This window comes from Paeniglutamicibacter sp. ZC-3, assembly GCF_025847175.2.
In the GTDB taxonomy this organism is placed as follows: domain Bacteria; phylum Actinomycetota; class Actinomycetes; order Actinomycetales; family Micrococcaceae; genus Paeniglutamicibacter; species Paeniglutamicibacter sulfureus.
Genome location: NZ_JAOYTG010000007.1, coordinates 170,120 through 192,140, shown reverse-complemented (window position 1 = coordinate 192,140; position 22,021 = coordinate 170,120). Strand labels below are relative to the sequence as shown.

Sequence of the window (22,021 nt, the reverse complement as noted above, 5' to 3'; positions counted from 1 at the left end):
TGCTCGCGGAGATTGGAAGGCTTTTCGTGAAAACTTTAGTGGCTACAGTTTTCGGCCAAAAGAGGGGAATTGCCCCGGAACCATGCGGTTCCGAGGCAATTCCTTAACGTAACCTCAGCCTAGTGCGCGTGCTCCGCTGCCGTGGCCGGGGCTGGCTCCCTGGCCTTGGTCAGGAAGAGCGCGATGACCACCATGCCCACGGCGCAGATCGATGCCACCAGGAAACCGGCGGAGAACCCGTCGATCTGGGCCTGGATGGGATCGGCGCCGGCCGCGGCACCCGCGCCTATACGCGAGGCCAGGACGCCGACCAGCAATGCGGTGCCGGCCGCGCCGCCCAACTGCTGCAGGGTGGAAAGCACCGCGGAGCCGTGGGAATGCAGCGAATGCGGCAGCGGGTTCAATGCCGTGGTGAACGCCGGGGTGAAGATCAGCGACAGCGCCAGCGACATGGTCAGGTGCAGCGCGACAATCACGCCGAGGGCGGTCTCGGCGCCCAGCAGACGCGAATAGCCGAAGAGCATCAGCACCAGGATCACGGTTCCCGGGATCATCAGCGGGCGCGGGCCAACCCGGTCGAAGAGCCGACCGACGAACGGGGCCAGCAGACCCATGAGCAGCCCGCCGGGCAACAGCATCAGGCCGGTGGCCAGGGTGTCCAGGCCGCGCACGTTTTGCAGGTACAGCGGCAGCAGGATGATCACGCCGAAGAGCGCCACCATGGCCAGCACCATCAGCGAGAGCGACAAGGTGAAGGGGCGGTAGGTGAAGGTGCGCAGGTCAAGCAGCGCATGGTTCTTCTTCTGCAGGCGCAGCTGCAGCATCGTGAAGGCCACCAGCGAGAGAACTGCAACCACCAAGATGGACAGCGTCTGCCCGTCCAGCCCGTTGGCCGAGAGCCGGCTGAGTCCGAAGACCAGTCCGCCAAAGGCCGGGATGGACAGCAACACCGAGGGGATTGACAGCGGCATGGTGGAGGCCTCGGCGACCTTGTTAAGCCGCGGTGAACCAATGAAGAGTGCCGCCAAGGCGATCGGCGCGACGATCAGGAACATGAAGCGCCACGACAGCGAATGCAGGATGAGACCCGAGATGGTCGGCCCGATGGCCGGGGCCACGGAAATCACGATCGACACATTGCCCATGATGACCCCGCGCCTGTGGGCGGGCACCAGGTCCAGGATCGTGGTCATCAGCAACGGCATCATGATCGCCGTGCCGGAAGCCTGGATAACACGGGCAACCAAGAGCAGGCCGAAGCCCGGGGCAGCGGCGGCCAGCAGCGTGCCCAGGGAGAACAATCCCATCGCCAGCATGAACACCCCGCGGGTGCTGAAACGCTGCAGCAGGAAGCCTGTGGCCGGGATGACCACGGCCATGGTGAGCATGAAGATCGTCGCAAGCCACTGGATGGCTTCCTCGCTGACCTGGAACTCGTGCATGAGCACCGGCAGCGCCACGTTCATGATGGTTTCGTTGAGGATCACCACGAACGCGGAAACGATCAGCACCGTAATGGTGGCCAGATCCTTGGGGTTGAGTTTGGTGCCGGTCTCGGTCACGGTCAGTGGCCTCTTCCATGAAAAGTGGGGGGTGGGCTTTTGCGGAACATTTCATTCTAGCGTCGGGGGCCGACGGTTGATTCCCGAAAGTGAAAAACATCCCCGGAATCACACAACACGGTCCGCGACGTGGCCCGCCGACCCCCTGGATGGGACAAGATGGAGACATGAACGTTCGCACTCCGGATCCCTATCCCGGCTGGCTGTCCGACGAAGACCTCTACGAGGCCCGCGCCCGACTGCCCATGCTCTACATCGAAGCCATCCCGGTGCGCCTGGATCCGCTCGGCTATGTCACCGAGATCGGCCTGTTGCTGACGGCCGATCCCGAAGGGCGGATGCTGCGCACCTTCGTTTCGGGCCGTGTGATGTACCGGGAGACCATCCGTGCGGCGCTGACCCGCCACATCGAGAAGGACCTGGGGCCGATGGCCATGCCGCAGTTGCCGCCGTCCCCGGCGCCCTTCACCGTGGCGGAGTATTTCCCGTCCCCCTCGGAAACCGGGTTGACCGACGAACGGCAGCACGCCGTCGCGCTGGCCTACATCGTGCCGGTGCGCGGCGAATGCTCCCCGCGCCAGGACGCGCTTGAATTAACCTGGCTGACGCCCGAGGAGGCGCTGAGCCCGAGCATCCAGGAGGAGTTCGCCGGCGGCCGGGAGAATTTGGTTCGCCAGGCACTCGCCCACGTCGGCTACGTCCGCTAACCTGCTGAACGGCGCCGCCTGCTAACCGATTTCGGGCAGCAGGCGGCGGCGGAACCAGGCCCCGTAAAGCGATCCGAGCAGCACCACCAGCATGCCCACGAGGGCTCCGATGATGGTTTCGAGCATCCGGTCGTAGAGCAACACGTTGTTCAGCCCCGTCCCGAAGGAGACGCCCACCAGGGCCAGCGGGGTGACGAAGATCTGGGCCAGGAAATAGTTGCGCGCTATGAACATCTCGGCAGCGAACTGCAGCAGCCCGATCATGGCCAGCAGCACCCAGACGGGCGGCGCGAAGGCGATGATGGCCGCCATCAACACCAACCCGGTGAGCGTGCCCAGAATACGGTGGACGCCGCGACGCACGCGGTGCCTGGTGGTGTGGCCCACCAGCGGCACGACAGCCGCCACCATGGCCCAGTAGCTGTGACCGGTAGACAGAGCCGGGGCCAGCAGGTTGGCGATGGATCCGGCCAGCCCCGCAGCGAGCAGGTACAGCAGCGCCTCGTTCCAGATCGCCAGGCGCACGGGCCGCGACAGCGGGGCCGGGGCGACGTAGGGGCCCCAGGATGTCCCCTTGGCGAAGAGCGTCCCGGAGAATCCCAGGACTATCGCGAACAGTACCGCGCCCAGCGCGGCGGCCATTGATTCGGCCAGCAGTGGCTGGTGCGGCATCGAGGCGATGGCCGCGAAGGCAAAGATATGGAAGAGCGACCCGCCGGGCCGCAATTGCAGGAATCCGGTGAGGACCGAACAGATCCCGGAAACCACTGTCGTAAGCCCGACGATCATCCAGGCACTTGCCGCAGGATCCTCGTGGTTTACGAGGTAGTGCGAGGCCAGCGCGGCGGCAAGGATGACCGCCAGGAACAGGCCACCGGCCTTGGACTGGGCCACCAGCCGGTTCGCGTAGCCAGGTACCCGGCCGTAAACACCGGTGAAGGCTCCAAAGATCACGAAGACCATCAGGTCCAAACGGTCGATGGCCAGCAGGGCAAAGAGTGGAACAAAGATCCCCACGGCCGTGCGCAACGCGATCCAGTGGTCGTTGTGTGCAGGCCCCAGGGTCAGCAACCCGCCAAAGTTCTTGCCCATGCGTGTGGTTGGTCGCCGTTCTCTCGGTCCTGCATTCTCGTACACCTTCCTCCAACGCTACGCCGCGAATCCCCTAGAACGCGGCTCTTGTGAGGGAAGGAATAGCATTGGGTGAGCCACCGCACGCCCCGGTTTTTGCCGCCACGCCGGGGGCATGCGGCACACTAGGTAGGTGCCGAACGATTCTTTTGATGCCCCTGCCCCCCATCCGCGCCAGGACGAGTTCTCCTTCGACGTCGGAACCCGGCTGACCCGCCCCGACGGGTCGGTGTCCAACGGACGCACGGGCGTGATCACCACCCCGCACGGGCAGATCAAGACACCGGCATTCATTGCCGTTGGCACCAAGGCTACGGTCAAGGCCCTGCTGCCTGAATCCGTGGCCGATCTTGGAGCGCAGGCGGTGCTGGCCAACGCCTACCACCTTTACCTTCAGCCCGGTGCCGACATCCTTGACACCGCGGGCGGGCTTGGCAAGTTCATGAACTGGTCCGGACCCACCTTCACCGATTCGGGCGGATTCCAGGTCATGAGCCTGGGCTCGGGATTCAAGAAGGTGATCGACATGAAATCGGTGGACCAGTCCGGTCCCGACGACGCGGTGGCCCCGGGCAAGGAACGCCTGGCCAACGTGGATGACGACGGCGTCTGGTTCAAGAGCCACATCGACGGCAACAAGCACCGCTTCAGCCCGGAGGTGTCGATGAACGTGCAGCACAAGATCGGCGCCGACATCATGTTCGCCTTCGATGAGCTGACCACGCTGCAGAATTCCCGCGGCTACCAAGTCGAGTCGCTCGAACGCACCCGCCTCTGGGCCGAGCGTTGCGTGGCAGAGCACTTCAACCTCACCGATGCCCGTGTGGGCAAGGACTACCAGGCGCTCTTTGGCGTGATCCAGGGCGCCCAGTACGAGGACCTGCGCCGCCAGGCCTGTCGGGACCTCGGCGCCATGGCCTTTGACGGTTTCGGGATCGGGGGCGCGCTGGAAAAGGAAAACCTCGGCACCATCGTGGGTTGGTGCGCGGAGGAACTTCCGGAGAACAAGCCGCGCCACCTGCTGGGGATCTCCGAGCCCGACGACCTCTTCACGGCCATCGAGAACGGCGCGGACACCTTTGACTGCGTTTCCCCCACCCGGGTGGCCCGCAACTCGGCGTTCTACACTCCCCACGGCCGGTTCAACCTTTCGGGCCAGCGTTACAAGACCGACTTCACTCCCCTGTCCGAGGAATGTGACTGCTACACCTGCCAGCACTACACGCGCGCCTACATCCACCACCTTTTCAAGGCCAAGGAACTTCTCAGCCACACGCTGATTTCCATCCACAACGAGCGCTTCGTGGTGAAGATGGTCGACGACGCCCGCGCGGCCATCGAGGACGGCACCTTCCACGAGCTCAAGGAACGTGTCCACTCCCGCTACTACGCCGGCGCTCCGGACCCGCAGGGTCTAAAAACCGTCTCCGCCTAGGCCGTCAAAGCGAACCTAGCCCGCGGGGCTGCCCTTTTTTGGCCGCAGCCTGCGAACGCCGACAAGCAACAGCACGGCCAGCCCCACGGCTACCAGCAGGACCAGCACGGGCAAGACGATGGCCAGCAGGCTCAGGCCCAGCGATGCCCCGTCCTCGGCGGTGCTCACCACCGGGGCGGCAACCCCGGCCGTGCCCAGGTTCAACAGCGGCCTCGAGCCCGACTTAAGCAGGTGGAACGCCAGTGCGATCGCCGCGCCTATGAGCAGCGGCACCCACTGGGCCGAGCCAAAGGTGTCGCCGGGGTCGGCTACGGCAACGGTCTCGGATCCGACGCCGGAGGCAAAGACGAGTCCGCCGGAGGCCGGGCGCACCACCGTTTGCAGTGCGTCGTTGACTGAATCAACCACCGGAATCTTGTCGGCCGCCACCTCGATGACCAGCAGCACCGCCAGTATTCCCAGCGCCCAGCCGTTGGAAAGCCAGCCCCATCCCTCGGGCAGCGCGACCCATGAGGTGAAGCGGTTCAGCAACCCCAGAACCAGCAGGGGAATATACGCGTTCAGTCCCGCGGCCGAGCTCAGCCCGGCGGCCGTGAGTAGTTCCATGTGCCCAGAATAGGCGCAGCCGGGGACGCAATCAGCGCAACGTGCCGGTGCCGCCAGTGGCCAACGGCCAACGGCCAACGGCCAACGGCCAAACACCGTCCTCATCCAATACCGGACGTGCCATGCCCCCGGGGGGCATCGAAAAGGCGATGGCTCCTTCGCCAAGTGAAAGCGAAGAGACCACCGCCTCCGTATTCGTGTTGCGGTTTGCCTACGCGGCGCCGCCCGCCACGGGGGCATGCAGCTCGTAGGTGGGTTCACGGCGCTTGAACCAACGGATCACCAGCGTGGTCACCGGGACAAAGAGGAACTCCACCGCAGTCTTGTAGATGAACCCGACCACCACGTAGTTGATGAACGTGGGAATGTCGGTGATTCCGATGACGGTGGCGGCAATCGAGCAGAAGATCAGGGTGTCGGCGAACTCGCCCACCCCGGTGGAGCTCATGAGGCGGCCCACCAGCCCGCGTTCGCCGAAGCGTTCCTTCATCTTCACCAGCACCCAGGAGTTCAGGGTTTGCCCGACCAGGAAGCCGAGCAGCGAGGCCAGGACGATGAGCCAGACCGGGCCCAGCGTGCGTTCGAGGGCTGCCTGCCCGTCGTACCACTCGGCCGCGGGCAGCTGGATCATGATCCAGAAGCACAGGGTGGAGAAGGCCGCCAGCGCAAAGGTGGTGATGATGGCGCGGCGGGCGACCTTGAATCCGTAGACCTCCGAAATGACGTCACCGAGGATGTAGGCCAAGGGGAAGAGGAAGAATCCTCCGTCGGTGACGATGGGGCCGAAGGTGACGCCCTTGGCGGCACCGACGTTGGAAAGGATGACCACGACGGCCATTAGTGCAAGAACTGTCGAAAAGTAGGGGCTTCCCGCGGACGCAAAAATGGCACGCGGGGCCTTCGGACGTTGTGTTGTTGAGGCGGTGTTTTCGCCCATGGTGATTCCCAATCGAAGAAGTGGTTCGCCAAGCCGGTCCCGGCGCAACGACTCCCGCCGCGATCGACGCAGCCAAGGGAATCGGGGTCGTGGGGACCACTCGCTGTATTAGCACTTGAGCTTCAAGTATCCCATGCCTTCGCCGCCTCCGATTTGGCGCTTTCCCGTTCCCGGGACCCCATTTGGGCCATCGCATTGGGCCTTTCACGGCTTGCATACCGGAGATTCCATTTTTGAACGCGTTCAAAAATAGATATGATTGAGACCAATGTCCAGCGTGGAAAGGAGCTCCGTGGGAAAGCCGACCGCCAAGAGCGCCCATACGCGCCAGCTGCTGCTGGACACGGCCATGGGGCTGTTCGCCACCAAGGGGTTCGCAGGGACCACAATGCGCTCGATTGCCCAGGAATCCGGGCTTTCCCTGGGCAATGCCTACTACTATTTCGATTCCAAGGACGCCATCGTCCATGAGTTGTTCCGCCAGCTACTCGAGGAGCACCGGACGGCTACTTGGCCGTTGTTGGTGCCGGGGAACAACCTGGAGACGAATCTGCGCATTGCGTTGGGCAAAGGCCTGGACGTCATGACGCCCTTCCGCGAGTTCGGACCCGCGTTTATTCGGACGGCCTTTTCCGGTTCCAACGCAGAGCTCGGCAATGTCCAGCGAGCCATGGAACTCGGATTGTGGCGCCAGGTGGTGACGGCCAGCAGGCCCCTGCCCCCGTTGGCCATCCGAACGGAACTGCCCCAGTTGCTGTGGCTGGTCCAACGGGGCATTCTCCTTTTCTGGGCCTATGATTCGTCCCCGGGTGCCGCACGCAGCCTGCGACTCATCAAGAACGTTGCCCCGGTGGTCGCGCGCTTGGTTGTGCTCTCGCGAATGCCCGTGGTCCGCAGCATCCTCGACGATGTGCTCTCTCTGGTGCGCACCGCAACCTAGGCCTCTCCCACTTCCGATTCCCCGCCCTGCCGAACGGGCAATCCCGGATTCGACAGGTACAGGCGTAGAGTCGGAGGTGAAGCCTCGCACGGGGCGCGAAACGCAACCGTCGCCACAGATCAGCGCTCATTTTGTGTCCCGAGTCGCCATTCCGTTGCCCGTCTATGGAACAGGAGCCGCCAGATGCCATTCGAGTCCTCAAACCTTCCGCCCTGGGTCCACTCTTTTGCCTTGATTCGTGACCGCACGGTGGTCCGCGACGAAGACGGGCGTCTGCACAGCATCGCCGAAGACGGAAGCGACTACGAAATCATCAGCACCTGGCCCCTTCCCGAGGAACTGCCCACCCTGCTGGGAGATCCAGGGCTGTCAGGGCATCAGGGGCAGACCAGGCTGACGTTCCTGGGTTCCCCGGACGGGGTCGCGAGCCGGGAACTTGCCGCACGGGGCTGGAGCCTGAGCGATCGGCGCGTCCTGCTGGTGGCGCTTGCCAACGACGTGGAGCAGGTGGCCGCGTTGCCGGAAACGGCAAGCCTATTCGAGGCCCCCATGAACGATTACGACGTGGTCGAAATCGCGGATTTCGACGCTCCTGTCGGCCGGGGCCGGATCCGCTTCGCCGATGGGTTCGCGCTCCTGTGCGACCCAAGCATCACCGCCACTTCCAATGTCGAGCAGTTCCGCGCCGCGATCCTTGCGAACCTTGCCGCCACGGCGGCACGCCAGGGGCTGCCGGTGCTTTTCATGGTCACCACAGCCGACACCGCCGCCGGCACGCGTTCTGAACGAGGCGCCGGATGGTCAAATGCGACCCAGCTGACCACCTTCACCAGGTCTTAGTTCCCGTTTTCCGTCCCTGGCGCGGCGCCGATGACCCCGTGCGTGTGGGCGCCCGCGGGAAACCGCCTAAAATGAATGCATGACTTCTGCCTCCACCGGGATCCGTCCCGCCGTTACCCTGACCATCGCCGGCTCCGAAGCAACCGGCGGTGCCGGCGCCCAGGCCGACCTGAAGACCTTCCAGGAGCTGGGCACCTACGGGATCATTGCCCTGACCTGCATTGTGTCCTTCAATCCGAAGGACAACTGGAACCACCGCTTCGTGCCGGTGGAGACGCAGGTGATCGCCGACCAGCTCGAGGCGATCCAGACTTGCTATGCCGGCGACCTGAAGACCGTCAAGCTGGGCATGATGGGGTCCCCCGCCACCATCGACACGGTTGCGGCCGCGCTCAAGGACCAGGCATGGGACAACGTCGTGCTGGACCCGGTGCTGATTTGCAAGGGCCAGGAACCGGGACACGCCCTGGACACCGACGAGGCGCTCAAGTCGACCCTGTTGCCGCTGGCAACGTTCGTCACGCCGAACCACTTCGAAGCCGAGTCCCTCTCCGGGATGAGCATCAACAACGTCGAGGACCTGACCGAGGCCGCCAAGAAGATCCATGCGCTCTCCGGTGCGGCGGTGCTGGCCAAGGGCGGCGTCCGACTCTCCGGCAGCGATGCCGTGGACGTGTTCTACGACGGCGAGACCCTCGAGGTGTTGTCCGCCCCGAAGGTCGGGGAAGTCGCCGTGTCGGGTGCCGGTTGCTCGCTGGCAGCGGCCATCACCGCCGAGCTGGCCAAGGGCGAGTCGCCATTGCAGGCAGCACGCAACGCCAAGGCCTTTGTCACCGAGGGCATTAAGAATCGCGTTTCCTCCGCGGCCCCCTTCGATGCCTTGTGGCAGGGCGGCTCGCGCTAGGAATTTCACACACCGCAGGTTGGTTGAAGTGCTGGTCCCGTGCATACACGGGACCAGCACTTTTGCGTTTCCCCAAAAAACGCCCGCGGAACACCGGCATCCGGCCCGAAAACCGTTTCGACGGCGTCCTTGCCCGATGCCATCTGTACGATTCCGGGCGCAGTGCCGGCGCTCCGGGCGGCCAACCTCCCCAAGAGGTTCACCGACTGACCACAGGCTATCGATCCCCGCCGACACTTCGCCGGGACACATTCGGGAAAATCTCAAACAACCCCTTGATATGTGCCTCGGCTCACATAGGATATGCGTGGGAAGGACACCGATAAGCAGCCATGGGTTTCCTCCCGCGTCACTCCCCTCGGATACAAGGAGAACCATGTCCAACCCGCGTCGTCACAGACTTGCGCGGACGATCCTGGCTTCGGCCTCAGGGCTTGCCCTGGCCGTCACCATGTCCGTCCCTTCCCTTGCGGCACCACCCACGATCGACCCGGCGCCAGGGTCGGATTCGCCATCCCTGGGCGGACTCGCCCCCAAGGCATTGAAGGACCTGAAGGTCTCCGGCCCCCTGTCGGTGGCCAAGGGAGAAGTCTCGGTCTATGTGCAGTTCGAGGGCGAAGGCGCCTTCGAGGCCACCCAGCCGGAGAGCGCCAAGGCCCCGCGGGGCAAGTCGGTCCAAAACCCCTCCAAGGTCAAGGAAATCCGCGACGGCATCAAGGCCAAGGGCAAGTCGGCGGCCAAGGACGCCAAGGCCGATGTCATCTACACGACCACCAATTCGCTTCCGGGCGTGGCACTGCGCGGGGACGCCGAGGCATTGCGCGCCCTGGCCGCGCGTCCCGACGTCAAGAAGATCACCGCGATCGTGCCCAAGACGCAGGAGAACAAGAATGCCGACATCGACACCCGCGCCCTCGAGGCGTGGACAGCGCTAAAGGAAACTGGCGAAGGCATCAGGATCGCGGTGCTGGATACCGGCATCGACTACACGCATGCCGGCTTCGGCGGCCCGGGCACACTCCAGGCCTACTCCGAGGCGCAGTCCTCCGATGTCCTGCCGGCCACGGACTCCGGGCTGTATGACCCGGCCAAGTTCATCGGCGGCTGGGACCTGGTGGGCGATGACTACAACGCCGACCCGAGCGCACCGGACTACCAGCCGGTTCCGCGTCCCGATTCCAACCCGCTGGATTGCGCAGCCGCAGGCCACGGCACCCATGTCGCAGGGACTGCCGCCGGGAACGGCGTGAATGCCGACGGGACCACCTTCACCGGGGACTACACCAAGCTCACCGCCGACGAGGTGGCGGGCATGCGCATCGGCCCGGGCAGCGCACCGGAAGCCGCCTTGGTTGGTATCCGCGTCTTTGGCTGCGGCGGCTCCTCCGCCGTGGTCGGCCAGGCCCTTGACTACGTCCTGGATCCCAACAACGACGGCAACTTCGATGACCGCGCCCAGGTCGTCAACATGTCGCTCGGTTCGGACCATGCGCCCGCGGACGACCCGGAAAACGACATCGTCAACGCACTGACCGACTTGGGCATCCTCTCGGTCGTGGCCTCCGGAAACGCCGGGGACGTCACCGACGTCGGCGGCTCGCCGGGCAACGCCCGCTCCTCGCTCACCGTCGCCAACTCCGTGGCCTCCAGGGTCACCCTGGATGGCATCACCGTCAATGCCCCTGCCGACGTCGCCGGAACCGCGGCCGGGCAATACTCGGCCAACTTCAACTTCACCACCGCCGACCCGGCCACGCTCATCGGCGAGGTCATCATGGCCCCGGCCGCCAACGCCTTCGGCTGCACCGCCTTTGAGCCCGGTTCCCTGACCGGCAAGTGGGTCTGGCTGCAGTGGAGCGAAAACCTCGAGTTCCCCTGTGGCTCGGGTACCCGCTTCAATAACGCCGAGGCCGCTGGTGCCACCGGCGTCATCCTGGACGCCGAGGTCTCGGTCTTCGAGGCAGGCATCGCAGGCAATTCCACGATCCCCGGAGCGCAGCTCACCAAGGCCTACTCCGACCAGCTGCGTCCCGCGGCCCAGGCCGGAACGCTGAACGTCACCCTTGACCCGGCTATGGTCGGAACCGCATCGAGCGAGTCCGGACTCGGGGACACCCTGAACTCGTCCTCCTCACGCGGAGTGCACGGCTCGGAGGGCGTGGTGAAGCCCGACGTCGCGGCCCCCGGCACGCTCATCGGCTCCGTCGGCGTCGGAACCGGCACCGGCCCGGCCGTCAAGTCCGGCACCTCCATGGCGACCCCGCACACCGCGGGCATTGCCGCCCTCGTGGCCGGCAGCGGCGACTACACCGCACTTGAGGTCAAGTCCATCGTGATGAACACCGCGACGGTGGACATCCTCGCCGCCAACGGCCAGGCCTACGGGCCCAACCGCGTGGGCTCCGGCCGCGTCGTGGCGGACGCCGCGATCAGCACCCCGGCCTATGCCTACGCCACTGCGGATCCGGACCTGACCACCGTGGTCTTCGGGGTCATCGAGGTGGACAAGAACAAGTACAAAGCCACCAAGTCCATCACCGTGGTCAACAAGTCCGATGAGACGCAGACGTACGACGTGAAGTACGTGCCGTCCACCGAGATCCCTGGCGCAAGCTACAGCCTGGACCGGAACACGGTCACGCTCGAGGCCGGCGCCAGCACCAAGGTCAACGTTGCCCTGAACGTCGACGCACGCAAGTACGCCAAGACCATCGATCCGACCATGGACAAGGCCCAGCTTGGCCTGCCGCGGGCCTGGGTCGCCGATGTCTCGGGCCGCGTGGAGCTTTCCAGCTCAACGGCCCCGACGCTGCGCGTCCCGGTGCATGCAGCACCGAAGCTGGTCTCCGACATGGCGGCCAAGAAGGTCAAGTTCGCCAAGGGCGCGACTTCCGGCACCATCGACATGGCCGGCGACGACATCCGCGTGGGTTCCGGAGACACCCAGGTGGTTTCGCTGGTCTCTGCCTTCGAGCACGGCGCCTCCTCGGACCGCCTGCCCGACAGCACCGACGATGTTCCCGGGGCCCGGGAGATGGACCTGCAGCACGTCGGAGCGGCGTCCACCGCCCCCACCACGGGAGCAACCGACGGTCTGCTGAACTTCGGCGTCAGCACCTGGGGCAATTGGGCCCACCTGGCCGGCGCCACCGAGGTCAACATCGAGATCGACACCAACGGCGACTCAGTGCCCGACTTCGTCACCTTCAACACCTACGCTGACGAACTGGACGCGGACCTGGTGGCGACCTACAGCCTGCAGTCCTTCCAGCAGGTCGACCTGCAGCTGCTCAACGGCCTGACCGGTGACGTCGATTCCAACACCTTCGACACCAACGTGGCTGGCTTCCCGGTGTCCCTGGCGGCCCTGGGCCTGGAGGGGTCAAGCGCCCCGATTTCCTACCGCGTGAGCACGTACTCCTTCTACAACTCCGATGAATCCGGTGCCTTGGCCCCGGTGGACGAGACCGATTGGATCGCCTTCAATGCGATCGCCCCGGCTTTGTCCTTCGCCGGTGCCGGAACCGTGTTTGCCGACTTGGACAAGAACAAGCTGACCGCCACCGTCGCCCCGGAAGCCACCGATGCCAAGGCCCTGTTCCTGCACCTGCACAACGCCTCGGGCAATCGCGCCCAGCTGGTGGATGTGGAGGTTCGCAAGTAGCACGGACCAACGGTGCCGAATGAACGATCGGCACCCAAGGGCGCGGCCCGGGGCCTGGACAGGGGAACTCCATTCGCTGTCCCGGCCCCGGGCCGCGCCTTTTGCGCTGTACCGGCGGCCTTCGGGACTAGGCTCGGAGCCATGGACGACACGTTGGCCTTCGAGGCACTTCTCCGGCAGCTTCCCACCGGTTCGGTGGCGGCCTATCGCGGCCCCCGGGACGGGGCCCGCATACACGTTTCCGGTCCCGCCGAGCCGTTGCCGGTCTTCAGCGTGACCAAGATGTTCGTTGCCGCCGGCGTCCTGCGTGCCGTCGATGCCGGGCTGCTCACGCTCGCCGATCCCCTGGCCTCGCGATTGCCCGGTGCCCCCACGGGCTGCACGATCGCCCAAGTGCTGACGCACACCGCGGGGCTGGGCAACTACACCGCCAACCCGGATTACCAGCACGCCATCAACGCAGATCCCGGCGAACCCTGGGAGCTGGAGGAAATTTCCGCAGCCAGCACCCCGGAGAAACCCGGCACATTCTCCTATGGCAACACGGGATACTGGTACCTGGGAGCCATGCTGGAGGGAATCACGGGCATGTCGTTGGGCCAGTACCTGCATCGGGAGATCTTCGAGCCCGCGGACATGGCCTCGACCCGCTACCCGGAACCCGAAACCTCGCTGACCCCTTCCGGATATTCGACCCTGTGGGCGGGACCCGCCGGCGCCGCCTTCTCCACACCTGCGGATCTATTGGGGTTCGGGGATCTCTTCGCGGACTCCAACCCGCTCTTCCCGTCTGCACTGTCCAACGCCGCGCGCGCGGCGTTCATGGATTCGGTTCCGGTGCAGGCGCCGGGACCCTGGAAAGAACCGCGCTACGGCGCCGGGGTCATGATCGACGCCGGGCTGGGGCTCTGGGGGCATGGAGGATCCGGGCCCGGCTATAGGAGCGCCGTCTTCACGTCCCCGGCCACCGGTGCCGCGGCCGCACTCATTTGTCCCGGCCAGACGGACTTCAGGCCGGAGTCCGCCCTGATTTCGTTGCTCGGATCCCACGGTTGACGACACCCGTACGTGGGCGCAGGATCGGGGCCGGGAGTGCCGCCCCTAGCGGCGTTCCTTGACCTCGAGCACCCGCAGTGCCGCGGAGTCGATGATGCGGGCAAAAGCCGGGTCCTTGCTCGCCTTGGCATGCAATGCCTTGGCTATGGCCGGCATGTTGCCGGCATTGACGCAGAGCATCATGGTTCCTCCTGCCTCGAAGAAGCGCAGGGCACGGGTACCGGGGGCCCAAGGATCCAGCTGCGCGGCCTCGCACATGTCGTCGGAAACGATGATTCCGTTGAACCCCAGGTCCTCGCGCAGCATCTCGCGCATGACTGTCGAGGAAAACGGAGCGATGTTCTTGGCGTCGATCTTGGCATAGTAGGCATTCGAGACCATTACCCAGTCGTTGCCGGCGGCGATGCCGTCCTTGAATGGCTTGAGGTAGGCGTCGTGCCGGGTGGTCCGGGTGTCGATGACATTCCTTGTGGTGTCGGTGTTCTTGGTGACGCGGCCAAGGCCGGGGAAATGCTTGATCACCGGGTCCACACCAGCCGCCAGCATCCCGGCGGAAAATGCGCGGGAAGCCGCCGAGACGGTATCGGGGTCGTATCCGTATTCACGTTTCCAGTATCCGATGGGCGCATTGGAGGGGGCGAACGCGGCCGAAGCGACTGTGTCCGCGACCGGTGCCAGGTTGACGTTGATTCCCGCCTCGGCAAGTTCTTGGCCCCAGTCAGAGGCCCTCTCGCGTAGCGTTTGGGTGGCCCAGCCGCCTTGGGTCAGTGCGGCCGGCAAGGTTGAAAAGCCACTGCCCTTCAGGACCTGGACGGAGCCGCCTTCCTGGTCGGTTGCCACAAACGGGTCGATATCCGCCGACAGGGTTTTCGAGATGGTGGATTCGACCTTCTCGACCACGGCGGCCGTTGTCGTGTTCCCGGCGCCGCTTCTGCCCTTCAGGAAGAAATTCCCCAGGGCATGCTCCGCAATGACCGTCCGGTCGGCCGAGCTGCTGCCGGTGGCCGGGACGCCGACCATGAGAACCTGCCCGATTTTTTCTTTCAGGCCCATGGCATCGAGGGTCTTTTCGGCGGCGCTTTGCTGCGGGGCGGACGTGGGTCCGTTGCCGGGTGTTGTCTGGCTCTGGTTCGGGTCCGTCGATGGGGTCGGGCTCGAAGAAGGGGCGGTGCTCCCGGGCGCCGACGTACCGGCGCTGCCTGTCGGTGCCGGCACCGGGGCAGGGGTGCAACCAGCCAACACCAGTGCTGAAAGGACCACCAGTGGCAATATCCTGCACCGCAGGGAAATTTTTGCTCGTGAAACGCTCATGGTGCGCAGCCTCTTTTCTCCACCACCTTCAGCGTGCCAGAAAAATGCGCGGACAGTGGCACCCAGACCCACCAATCGTGACGAGACACTCATTGTTCTCGATGCCTTCCCCGTCCAGGGATTGCCACGGGGATTTCAACCGGGACGATTTCATGGAAAGTTCTTGTTGCCGCCTGACTCAGTTTCCTCGGCACCCGGCCAAGCTGTCGGAGGGCAAGCCTATGCTGGGCACAGGACATTTCAAGGAGGAACCAATTGGCACCGAGCGCACTCCTCAGAACGACGACCACCGAGGGCATGCTGCAGTCGGGCATTTCCCGCCGGCATGCCCCGGAAGAACCGTCCGACGCCGAGCTGGTTCCGGATGTCTGGCAGATGCCGTCCCGCGGTATTGAATGGTGCGATTGCGGACAGCACCATGCCGTTGACCGGAAAATCGTGCTCGACTTCGCAGAAGCCGTAGTCGAAGACCGGGAATGGATGACCCACGACGAAGTCATTGATACAGCCATGGACCTGTGGAACTACGTGTCGGTGTGCGAGTTCTTCCTCATGGGTATCCGACGCTCGGCGAGCGCCGTGAACGGCGGACCGGCAGTGAAGTACCGCTTCGAACGCGGACTGGAAATCGTGGCGTTCTTTTCCAAGACCGGGCAGGGCTGCCCGGAGGAAATCTGTTCCTCCGTCCGAGACCGAGACAGCTAGGCCTTCACCACGGGGATTTCCGCCCAATCGGTAGTGAACTTGGGCGAGGAGAACTCCCGCTTCATCGACCAGCCCGGTTCCACTGCCAGTCCCCCGGAACCGAGTCCGATGGATTTGTTCCCGAATCTGGCCTTGACGGCACCCAGTACGTCGCCGACATGCTTTGTCGAAATGTCCTGTTCAAAGATTCCGAAGGCGGCCTGTCCGGGGTCGGGCTGCAGCCCGGAAAGCACGACCCCTCCGCGCACGTATGCGGCGCCGGGCCGCATGATTTCGCGCATGGCTCCGACGGCCAGGCGGGTCAGCAGGATTGGGTCCTGGGTCGGTGAGGGAAGCTTGAGCGTCACCGACGGAAACGAGGCTTCCCCTCCGGCAAAGCGGCTGGTGCCTGCGGTGACGGTGAGTAGCGTGGCCCAAAGCCCATCAGACATCAGCCGGGCCGCACCCCGCTGGGCATAGATCGACATGACCTCGACCATGTCCTCGATGGTGCTCACCGGGCTGGAGAAGGACCGCGAGTACATGATCTGCTGCTTGTCGGCGCGTTCTTCGTTGTGGGGAATGCACGGGGTTCCGTTGAGTTCCAGGACCGTGCGTTGGAGGACCACGGAGAACTTCTTGCGGATCTCGGTGACATCCGCTGCCTTGAGGTCGGCGATGCTGGCGATGCCCATCCCGGCAAGCTTGGTACCGGTGCGGGCTCCGACTCCCCATAGGTCGGTGACGGGGACGCGGGACTGGATGTTCTCGATGAGGTCCGGATCCATGGAGTCCATGGAACACACACCGCCCAGATGCGCATTGTGCTTGGCCACGTGGTTGGCGAACTTCGCCAGGGTCTTGGTCGGGGCCACTCCCACGCAGACAGGAACCCCTACCCCTCGTCCCACGGCCGTCCGGATTCGCGTGGCAAGCTCACCAAGCTGGTCGGGATTGCCTTGGATGCCGAGGAAGGATTCATCGATGGAGTAGACCTCTTGCCAGGTGCCAAACCGCGAGAGGACTTCCATGACGCGGGCGCTCATGTCCCCATACAGTTCGTAGTTGCTCGAGCGCACGATCATGCCATGGCTTTGGATGAACTGTTTGACCTGGAAGAACGGTGCGCCCGTGGTGATGCCCAGGTCCTTGGCCTCCTGCGAGCGCGCGACAACGCAGCCGTCGTTGTTTGAAAGCACCACAACCGGTCGGCCGATGAGTTTGGGGTCGAAGGCCCGCTCGCAGGAAACATAGAAATTGTTGACGTCCACGAGCGCGATCCGGTCGGTCATCGGGCCTCCCCTGCCCAAGGTGCGCTCCGGGGCCAAAGCCGCTCACCCGGCACAGTGCCTTTGGCAGCGGTGTGGCTACGCACGTCGATGCGCTCCAGGTGACGTGGCGAGCGCCCATCTCGGTTCGGTCGCCGACGACTCAAACATGGTGCAGGCATCTGGTGACCACGCCCCAAATGGTGGTTTCCTCGGTCACGGCCTCGGCCCGCTCCTGCGGCTGCTCGTCGCTACATAAGACCGTGGTGCCGCGGCTGGACACGAGGCGGCGGATGACCAGCTCGCCGTCCTGGACGGCGATGACCACCGATCCGTCGCGTGGGGCCACGGCCCGGTCCACGATGACCTCGTCTCCGTGGCTGATTCCGGAAGAGGCCATGGCATTCCCGGAGACCCGCATCAGGAATGTCGACGTCCTATCCCGAATCAACAGGCGGTTCAGGTCGATTCCGCCGCTGTAGTAGTCCCTGGCCGGCGAGGGAAACCCCATGGCCTCGACGGCTCCAACGGGCCCCTGGGATTCCGGCTGCGGGGCCGGCGGCTGCGGCTGGTCCATTCCGAACATAGACCCCGCCCTTCCTAGAACATAGATTCGATACTTCAGCTTATCAGCGGAAATGCTCGCGGAGGGCATCGCTAGCGGATTTCCACGATGCCTCCATCGTGGTCGGACCTGCCTGCTGAGGGGTCTCTCGAGGCGTCGGCGCCACCCGTTCGGCTGGTCCTGCGGACGGCGGCACGAAGGCACCAGATCAGCAACATGCGCCGACCAGTGCCGTCCAGGCCCACGACGGAACGGCTGCGTCAACTTGCCTTCCCAGATTTTCAAATGCGGCGTTCCAGTTCGAGGGGAGCAGCTCGGGTACGGCGGCCATGCCATTGGTGAAGATGAGGATCCAGCCAACGAGCACGGTGACCGCGCCCATCGTCAACGAGGTCGCGTGCAGGCGCAACCTGCCCACACGGAATCGCCGCCCTCGCATCCATGAAACGGAACGGTGGCCGAGTTTGCGGACCAGTAGGGCAATGAACATGATCGGCAGCACCATGCCCACGCCGTAAAGCCCCAACAGCGTTCCGCCGCGGGCCGGGGCCGGCCCGGAAGCAGACGGGAAAGATCTATCCCTCCGCCAAAGGCCGTGAACAGCCCCGGGGCAATAAGCCCACTCGGCTCCGCCGAGCAAGACGCCGCGGTCGATGATTAAGGTTCCGCCCAGCCATCCCATACCCAGTCCGAGAGGGACCAGGGTGGCAAGCAGGCCGCCCGGAACACGGAACCAAGGCTCAGGAGCGTGGCACGCGAGGTCGCGATGTTGGCGAAGAACGCCGGCAGCAACAATGCATTACAGGGGCTGAATACGCCAAGCATTCCACCGATCAACGCATAGGCGAACCCGATTTGCACGGCGTTCAGCGGCCCAGTTCTTCGTCGATGGCCTGCACACCGGTGCCGAGCAGGGATTTCATCGCCCGTGAAGCAGGCCTTGTCCCCTGCCCCGAGGCCAACCAGAGCTCCGACGAACTACTTGTTGGCCCGGGAGGCAGAGATCTCAGCGTGGATGTGGTCCATGTGCCGCGTGGTGTCGTTCCATCCGCGGGAGGATGCCAGGTGCTTGCCCCAGCCACTGGTTGAATACGGTCCCCACTGGCCGTCCTCGGCCAGCCACAGTTTGTCCTGCCAGATCAGGTAGCTGATCCCCATCCGCTCGTGGTTTTCCACCAGGTACTGGGCCATCCGGTCGCCGGCCTTGATGCCTGCAGCCGAGGAATAATCCTTGATCATGAAGTCCGCGGCCAGTCCCGAGCTGTGCCCGACGGAGCCGGCGCGCGAACCGCCGACGCTGCTGATCCCGGCCCCGAAGAGGTCCTGGACTTCCCGGATCATGGCCCGGGTCATCGGCTGCAGCTCCTTCGGGGCTTGGTACTGGACGCTGGTCAGCAGCGTGTTCTTGATCCAGCCCGTTCCCTTGGAGGTCTTGACCTGCGACCAGCCACCGGAAGTTTTCAGGTAGGTCATTTTTTGGTTTGCCGGGATGACGCCCAAGGTGCTGAAAGCGGTTGAGGGGCCCGTGCGGACGTTGGCTGCATAGGCGGTCCACCGGTACGAGGTGGAATTGTTGCCCGGTTCGCTGCTGGCCAAGGATGAATTGGGGAGCCAGCCCTGACCGGTCGGCGTTTCAATGAAAGACCAGTTGCCGGAACTCTTGATCAGCCGGACCTTTGTCCCGCCGGTTTGCACCGCGAGGCGCTTGGAGGATAGCGAGGCCTGGGCATACATCGGCTGGGTGCCGTCCACCCAGCGATTGGCGCCGGCGACCGGAGCGGGGCCGGGTGCCCGGCCCGTGCTCTTCTCCAAGTAATTGGAACTCACCCAACCGGTCCGCGAACCGGCCTTGACCTCCCACCAAACACCGCTGGCCTTGCCCGTCCGGGTAACCGCAGTGCCCTTGGCAAGAACGGTCAAAGACCTGGAATGCGTGCCCGGATCCTGCCGCAGGTTCAAATTCGCATTCGTCCGATGCGTCGCAGACGACGTGGGAGCCGGCGTCTTGCCGGCGCTCTTCGTCAAGTAATTGGAACTCACCCAACCGGTCCGCGAACCGGCCTTGACCTCCCACCAAACACCGCTGGCCTTGCCCGTCCGGGTAACCGCAGTGCCCTTGGCAAGAACGGTCAACGACCTGGAATGCGTGCCCGGATCCTGCCGCAGGTTCAAATTTGCACTCGTCCGATGCGTCGCAGACGACGTGGGAGCCGGCGCCTTGCCGGCGCTCTTCGTCAAGTAATTGGAGCTCACCCAACCGGTTCGCGAACCGGCCTTGACCTCCCACCAAACACCGCTGGCCTTGCCCGTCCGGGTAACCGCAGTGCCCTTGGCAAGAACAGCCAAGGACTCGTAATGGGCACCGGCATTCTGACGCAGGTTCAAGTTCGCGGTGGTTCGAATGACCGTGGTGGTTTGCGCACGCGGGGCGAGTGGCTTCTTCGCGACAGTGAGTTGCAGTGGAGCTGCGCCCGTGGGGACCGGTGCTGCCACCGCCGCGGGGGCCAGCGCCCCCACCGCCATTGACGCACCGAATGTCGCGGCTGCAATCCGTAGGGAGAGGAGGGGTTGGGGACTCATGGTGATTACTCCTTGAACAAAGGAATTGACCCTGAGACATCAATCCCCGTGGATAAGTGCTCGCTTGGGTACACACTATGTGTCTGGAGTTGCCAATGTCACGGGTGTTACAGGAGGGATTGAAGAGAATTGGCCCTCCCGGTGTTGTTTTTTCGGGAGGACCAACCGTTGAACGCACCTGCGTGCGGACGCGCTAGGCGTTTTGCCGCAACACGTTCTTTTGCACCTTTCCGGTGGATGTGCGCGGCAAATCCTGCGGGAAGTGGATGGTCTTGGGAACCTTGAAACCGGCCAATTGTGTGCGGGCGTGGGCCTGGAGCGTCGCCGCGTCGACCTGCGATCCGCTGGCCCGGAGGACAAAGGCAACCGGCGTTTCGCCCCATTTTTCGTCCGGCACGCCGATCACCGCGACGTCAAGGACCTCCGGATGGTTTGCGAATGCCTGCTCGACCTCGATGGTCGAGATGTTTTCCCCGCCGGAAATGATGATGTCCTTGGCGCGGTCCTTGAGCTGGATGTACCCGTCGGGGTGCATGACGCCTAGGTCCCCCGTGTGGAACCAGCCGCCGGAAAACGCCGCGGCGGTGGCTTCCTCGTCCCGGAAGTAGCCAATCATGACGTTGTTGCCGCGCAGCACGATTTCGCCCATCGTCTCCCCGTCGGCCGGCACATCCTTCATGTCAGCATCAACGATGCGCGCCGATTCGGCCTGGACCATGCCCACTCCCTGTCTGGCGACTTTCTGCGCCTTGGCCTCGTCGTCCAACCCGTCCCAGGCGTCCTGGTACTCACAGATCGTGTAGGGCCCGTAGACCTCGGTGAGGCCGTAGACGTGAACGACCTCGATGCCGAGCATCTGCAGCTTGCGGATGATCGCCGGCGAGGGCGGAGCCCCTGCAGTGGTGATCTTGATGCCGCGCTCCAGCTCGTGGGCGCGGGAGGAGTCGGCGATGATGGAGCAGACCGTGGGGGCGCCGCACAGGTGTGTGACGCCGAGGTCGTCGATGGCGTCCCATACCGGTTCCGCGCGCACGCCGCGCAGGCACAGGTGCGTGCCGCCGGCAGCGGTGACGGCCCAGGGAGTGCACCAGCCGTTGCAATGGAACATCGGCAAGGTCCAGAGGTAGCGGGTATGAGCGTCAAAGCCCTGGTGGAAAGCCTCCCCCATCGAGTTCAGGTAGCTGCCTCGGTGCGAGTACAGCACGCCCTTGGGCTTGCCGGTGGTCCCCGAGGTGTAGTTCAGCGTGATCGGGGCCCGCTCGTCCGCGATCGCGTAGTCCAAATCCGCCCCGGTGCCGGCGGCAACGAATTCGGCATAGGTTCCATCGACCTGGACCTCGGCCCTGGTGCCGGTGAATTCCGGGTCCTGGATCTCGATAAGCGCTTCAAGGGACGGGACCTCTGCGCGCAGCGTCGCCGCGGCGCCCAGGAGCTCCGAGTCGACAAAGAGCAGCTTCGTGGCCGAGTGCTCCATGATGTAGCCGAGCTCGCGGGCCGACAACCGGGTGTTCAGTGCCACGAGCACACCGCCGGCCAGTGGGACGGCATAGTGGGCGACCAGCATTTCGGGAATGTTGGGTGCCAACACCGCCACCCGGTCACCGGGAACGATGCGAGCGGCCAGCGCCTTGGCGAATTGCTGCACCTGCGCCCCGAACTGCGCGTAGCTGTAGGACCGTGACCCGTGCACGATGGCTTCCTTGGACGGATACACCTCCACCGAGCGCTGCAGGAATCGCAATGGTGTCAGTTCCGAGTGGTTGGCCAGTGGTTGCACACCCATGTGGTCCTCATTCCGGTCTTCGTCTGTTTTTCCGGTCCCAATCGTCTT

At 64.5% G+C, this 22,021-nt stretch carries 18 protein-coding genes; 8 read left to right on the top strand and 10 right to left on the bottom strand.

Going from position 1 to position 22,021, the window contains the following annotated elements; genetic code table 11:
- Positions 1–119: 119 nt before the first annotated feature.
- Positions 120–1,562 carry a DHA2 family efflux MFS transporter permease subunit gene (locus OIU93_RS10120; protein WP_264269947.1) on the bottom strand — a complete coding sequence of 481 codons (1,443 nt, stop codon included), beginning with the start codon at positions 1,560–1,562 and terminating at the stop codon, positions 120–122.
- Positions 1,563–1,729: 167 nt separating this feature from the next.
- On the opposite strand from OIU93_RS10120, the gene OIU93_RS10115 reads away from it, so the two are divergent.
- Entirely contained in the window at positions 1,730–2,269 is a 540-nt protein-coding gene (locus OIU93_RS10115; RefSeq protein ID WP_264269946.1) for an NUDIX hydrolase family protein, read from the top strand.
- Between the two features lie 21 nt (positions 2,270–2,290).
- On the opposite strand, the gene OIU93_RS10110 is transcribed toward OIU93_RS10115, so the two are convergent.
- Positions 2,291–3,361 (bottom strand): FUSC family protein, encoded by a 1,071-nt coding sequence (locus OIU93_RS10110; protein ID WP_264269945.1) that lies wholly within the window; start codon positions 3,359–3,361, stop codon positions 2,291–2,293.
- A gap of 172 nt (positions 3,362–3,533) precedes the next feature.
- Here OIU93_RS10110 and tgt point away from each other — a divergent pair, with 172 nt between their 5' ends.
- On the top strand, positions 3,534–4,835 hold the full coding sequence (tgt, locus tag OIU93_RS10105; protein WP_264269944.1) for a tRNA guanosine(34) transglycosylase Tgt: 1,302 nt from the start codon (positions 3,534–3,536) through the stop codon (positions 4,833–4,835).
- Positions 4,836–4,850: 15 nt separating this feature from the next.
- Here the strand turns inward: tgt and OIU93_RS10100 are convergent, their stop codons facing one another.
- Positions 4,851–5,441: a DUF4126 domain-containing protein gene (locus tag OIU93_RS10100; RefSeq protein ID WP_264269943.1), complete on the bottom strand. Its 591-nt coding sequence runs from the start codon at positions 5,439–5,441 to the stop codon at positions 4,851–4,853.
- Between the two features lie 211 nt (positions 5,442–5,652).
- Complete coding sequence (locus tag OIU93_RS10095; protein ID WP_264269942.1) at positions 5,653–6,378, bottom strand: queuosine precursor transporter; 726 nt, start codon at positions 6,376–6,378, stop codon at positions 5,653–5,655.
- A 292-nt stretch (positions 6,379–6,670) separates the two neighbouring features.
- Between OIU93_RS10095 and OIU93_RS10090 the strand changes: the two genes are divergently transcribed.
- The 5 genes from OIU93_RS10090 (at position 6,671) to OIU93_RS10070 (ending at position 13,782) form a co-directional block, all read left to right on the top strand.
- Positions 6,671–7,318, top strand: a complete 648-nt coding sequence (locus tag OIU93_RS10090) for a TetR/AcrR family transcriptional regulator (RefSeq protein ID WP_264269941.1) — start codon at positions 6,671–6,673, stop codon at positions 7,316–7,318.
- A gap of 183 nt (positions 7,319–7,501) precedes the next feature.
- Positions 7,502–8,158: a hypothetical protein gene (locus tag OIU93_RS10085; RefSeq protein ID WP_264269940.1), complete on the top strand. Its 657-nt coding sequence runs from the start codon at positions 7,502–7,504 to the stop codon at positions 8,156–8,158.
- Positions 8,159–8,237: 79 nt separating this feature from the next.
- Positions 8,238–9,062, top strand: coding sequence for a bifunctional hydroxymethylpyrimidine kinase/phosphomethylpyrimidine kinase (gene thiD / locus OIU93_RS10080; RefSeq protein ID WP_264269939.1), 825 nt, complete (start codon positions 8,238–8,240; stop codon positions 9,060–9,062).
- 376 nt (positions 9,063–9,438) lie between these two features.
- Positions 9,439–12,726: a S8 family serine peptidase gene (locus OIU93_RS10075; protein ID WP_264269938.1), complete on the top strand. Its 3,288-nt coding sequence runs from the start codon at positions 9,439–9,441 to the stop codon at positions 12,724–12,726.
- Between the two features lie 141 nt (positions 12,727–12,867).
- Entirely contained in the window at positions 12,868–13,782 is a 915-nt protein-coding gene (locus OIU93_RS10070; protein WP_264269937.1) for a serine hydrolase, read from the top strand.
- Positions 13,783–13,827: 45 nt separating this feature from the next.
- On the opposite strand, the gene OIU93_RS10065 is transcribed toward OIU93_RS10070, so the two are convergent.
- Positions 13,828–15,093, bottom strand: a complete 1,266-nt coding sequence (locus OIU93_RS10065) for a glycoside hydrolase family 3 N-terminal domain-containing protein (protein WP_264269936.1) — start codon at positions 15,091–15,093, stop codon at positions 13,828–13,830.
- A gap of 255 nt (positions 15,094–15,348) precedes the next feature.
- On the opposite strand from OIU93_RS10065, the gene OIU93_RS10060 reads away from it, so the two are divergent.
- A complete protein-coding gene (locus tag OIU93_RS10060) occupies positions 15,349–15,798 on the top strand; it encodes a hypothetical protein (RefSeq protein WP_264269935.1) in 450 nt (149 codons plus the stop codon).
- Here OIU93_RS10060 and OIU93_RS10055 read toward each other — a convergent pair.
- The 5 genes from OIU93_RS10055 to OIU93_RS10035 all read right to left on the bottom strand — a co-directional run bounded on the left by OIU93_RS10055 (position 15,795) and on the right by OIU93_RS10035 (position 21,973).
- Positions 15,795–17,069, bottom strand: coding sequence for a Y-family DNA polymerase (locus OIU93_RS10055; protein WP_264269934.1), 1,275 nt, complete (start codon positions 17,067–17,069; stop codon positions 15,795–15,797). The two genes, OIU93_RS10060 and OIU93_RS10055, sit on opposite strands and share 4 nt — an antisense overlap.
- Before the next feature lie 139 nt (positions 17,070–17,208).
- Positions 17,209–17,631: a LexA family protein gene (locus OIU93_RS10050; RefSeq protein WP_372342904.1), complete on the bottom strand. Its 423-nt coding sequence runs from the start codon at positions 17,629–17,631 to the stop codon at positions 17,209–17,211.
- A 187-nt stretch (positions 17,632–17,818) separates the two neighbouring features.
- Positions 17,819–18,115: a hypothetical protein gene (locus OIU93_RS10045; RefSeq protein WP_264269932.1), complete on the bottom strand. Its 297-nt coding sequence runs from the start codon at positions 18,113–18,115 to the stop codon at positions 17,819–17,821.
- Positions 18,116–18,588: 473 nt separating this feature from the next.
- On the bottom strand, positions 18,589–20,133 hold the full coding sequence (locus tag OIU93_RS10040) for an SH3 domain-containing protein (protein ID WP_264269956.1): 1,545 nt from the start codon (positions 20,131–20,133) through the stop codon (positions 18,589–18,591).
- Between the two features lie 250 nt (positions 20,134–20,383).
- Complete coding sequence (locus tag OIU93_RS10035; protein WP_264269931.1) at positions 20,384–21,973, bottom strand: long-chain-fatty-acid--CoA ligase; 1,590 nt, start codon at positions 21,971–21,973, stop codon at positions 20,384–20,386.
- Positions 21,974–22,021: the final 48 nt, after the last annotated feature.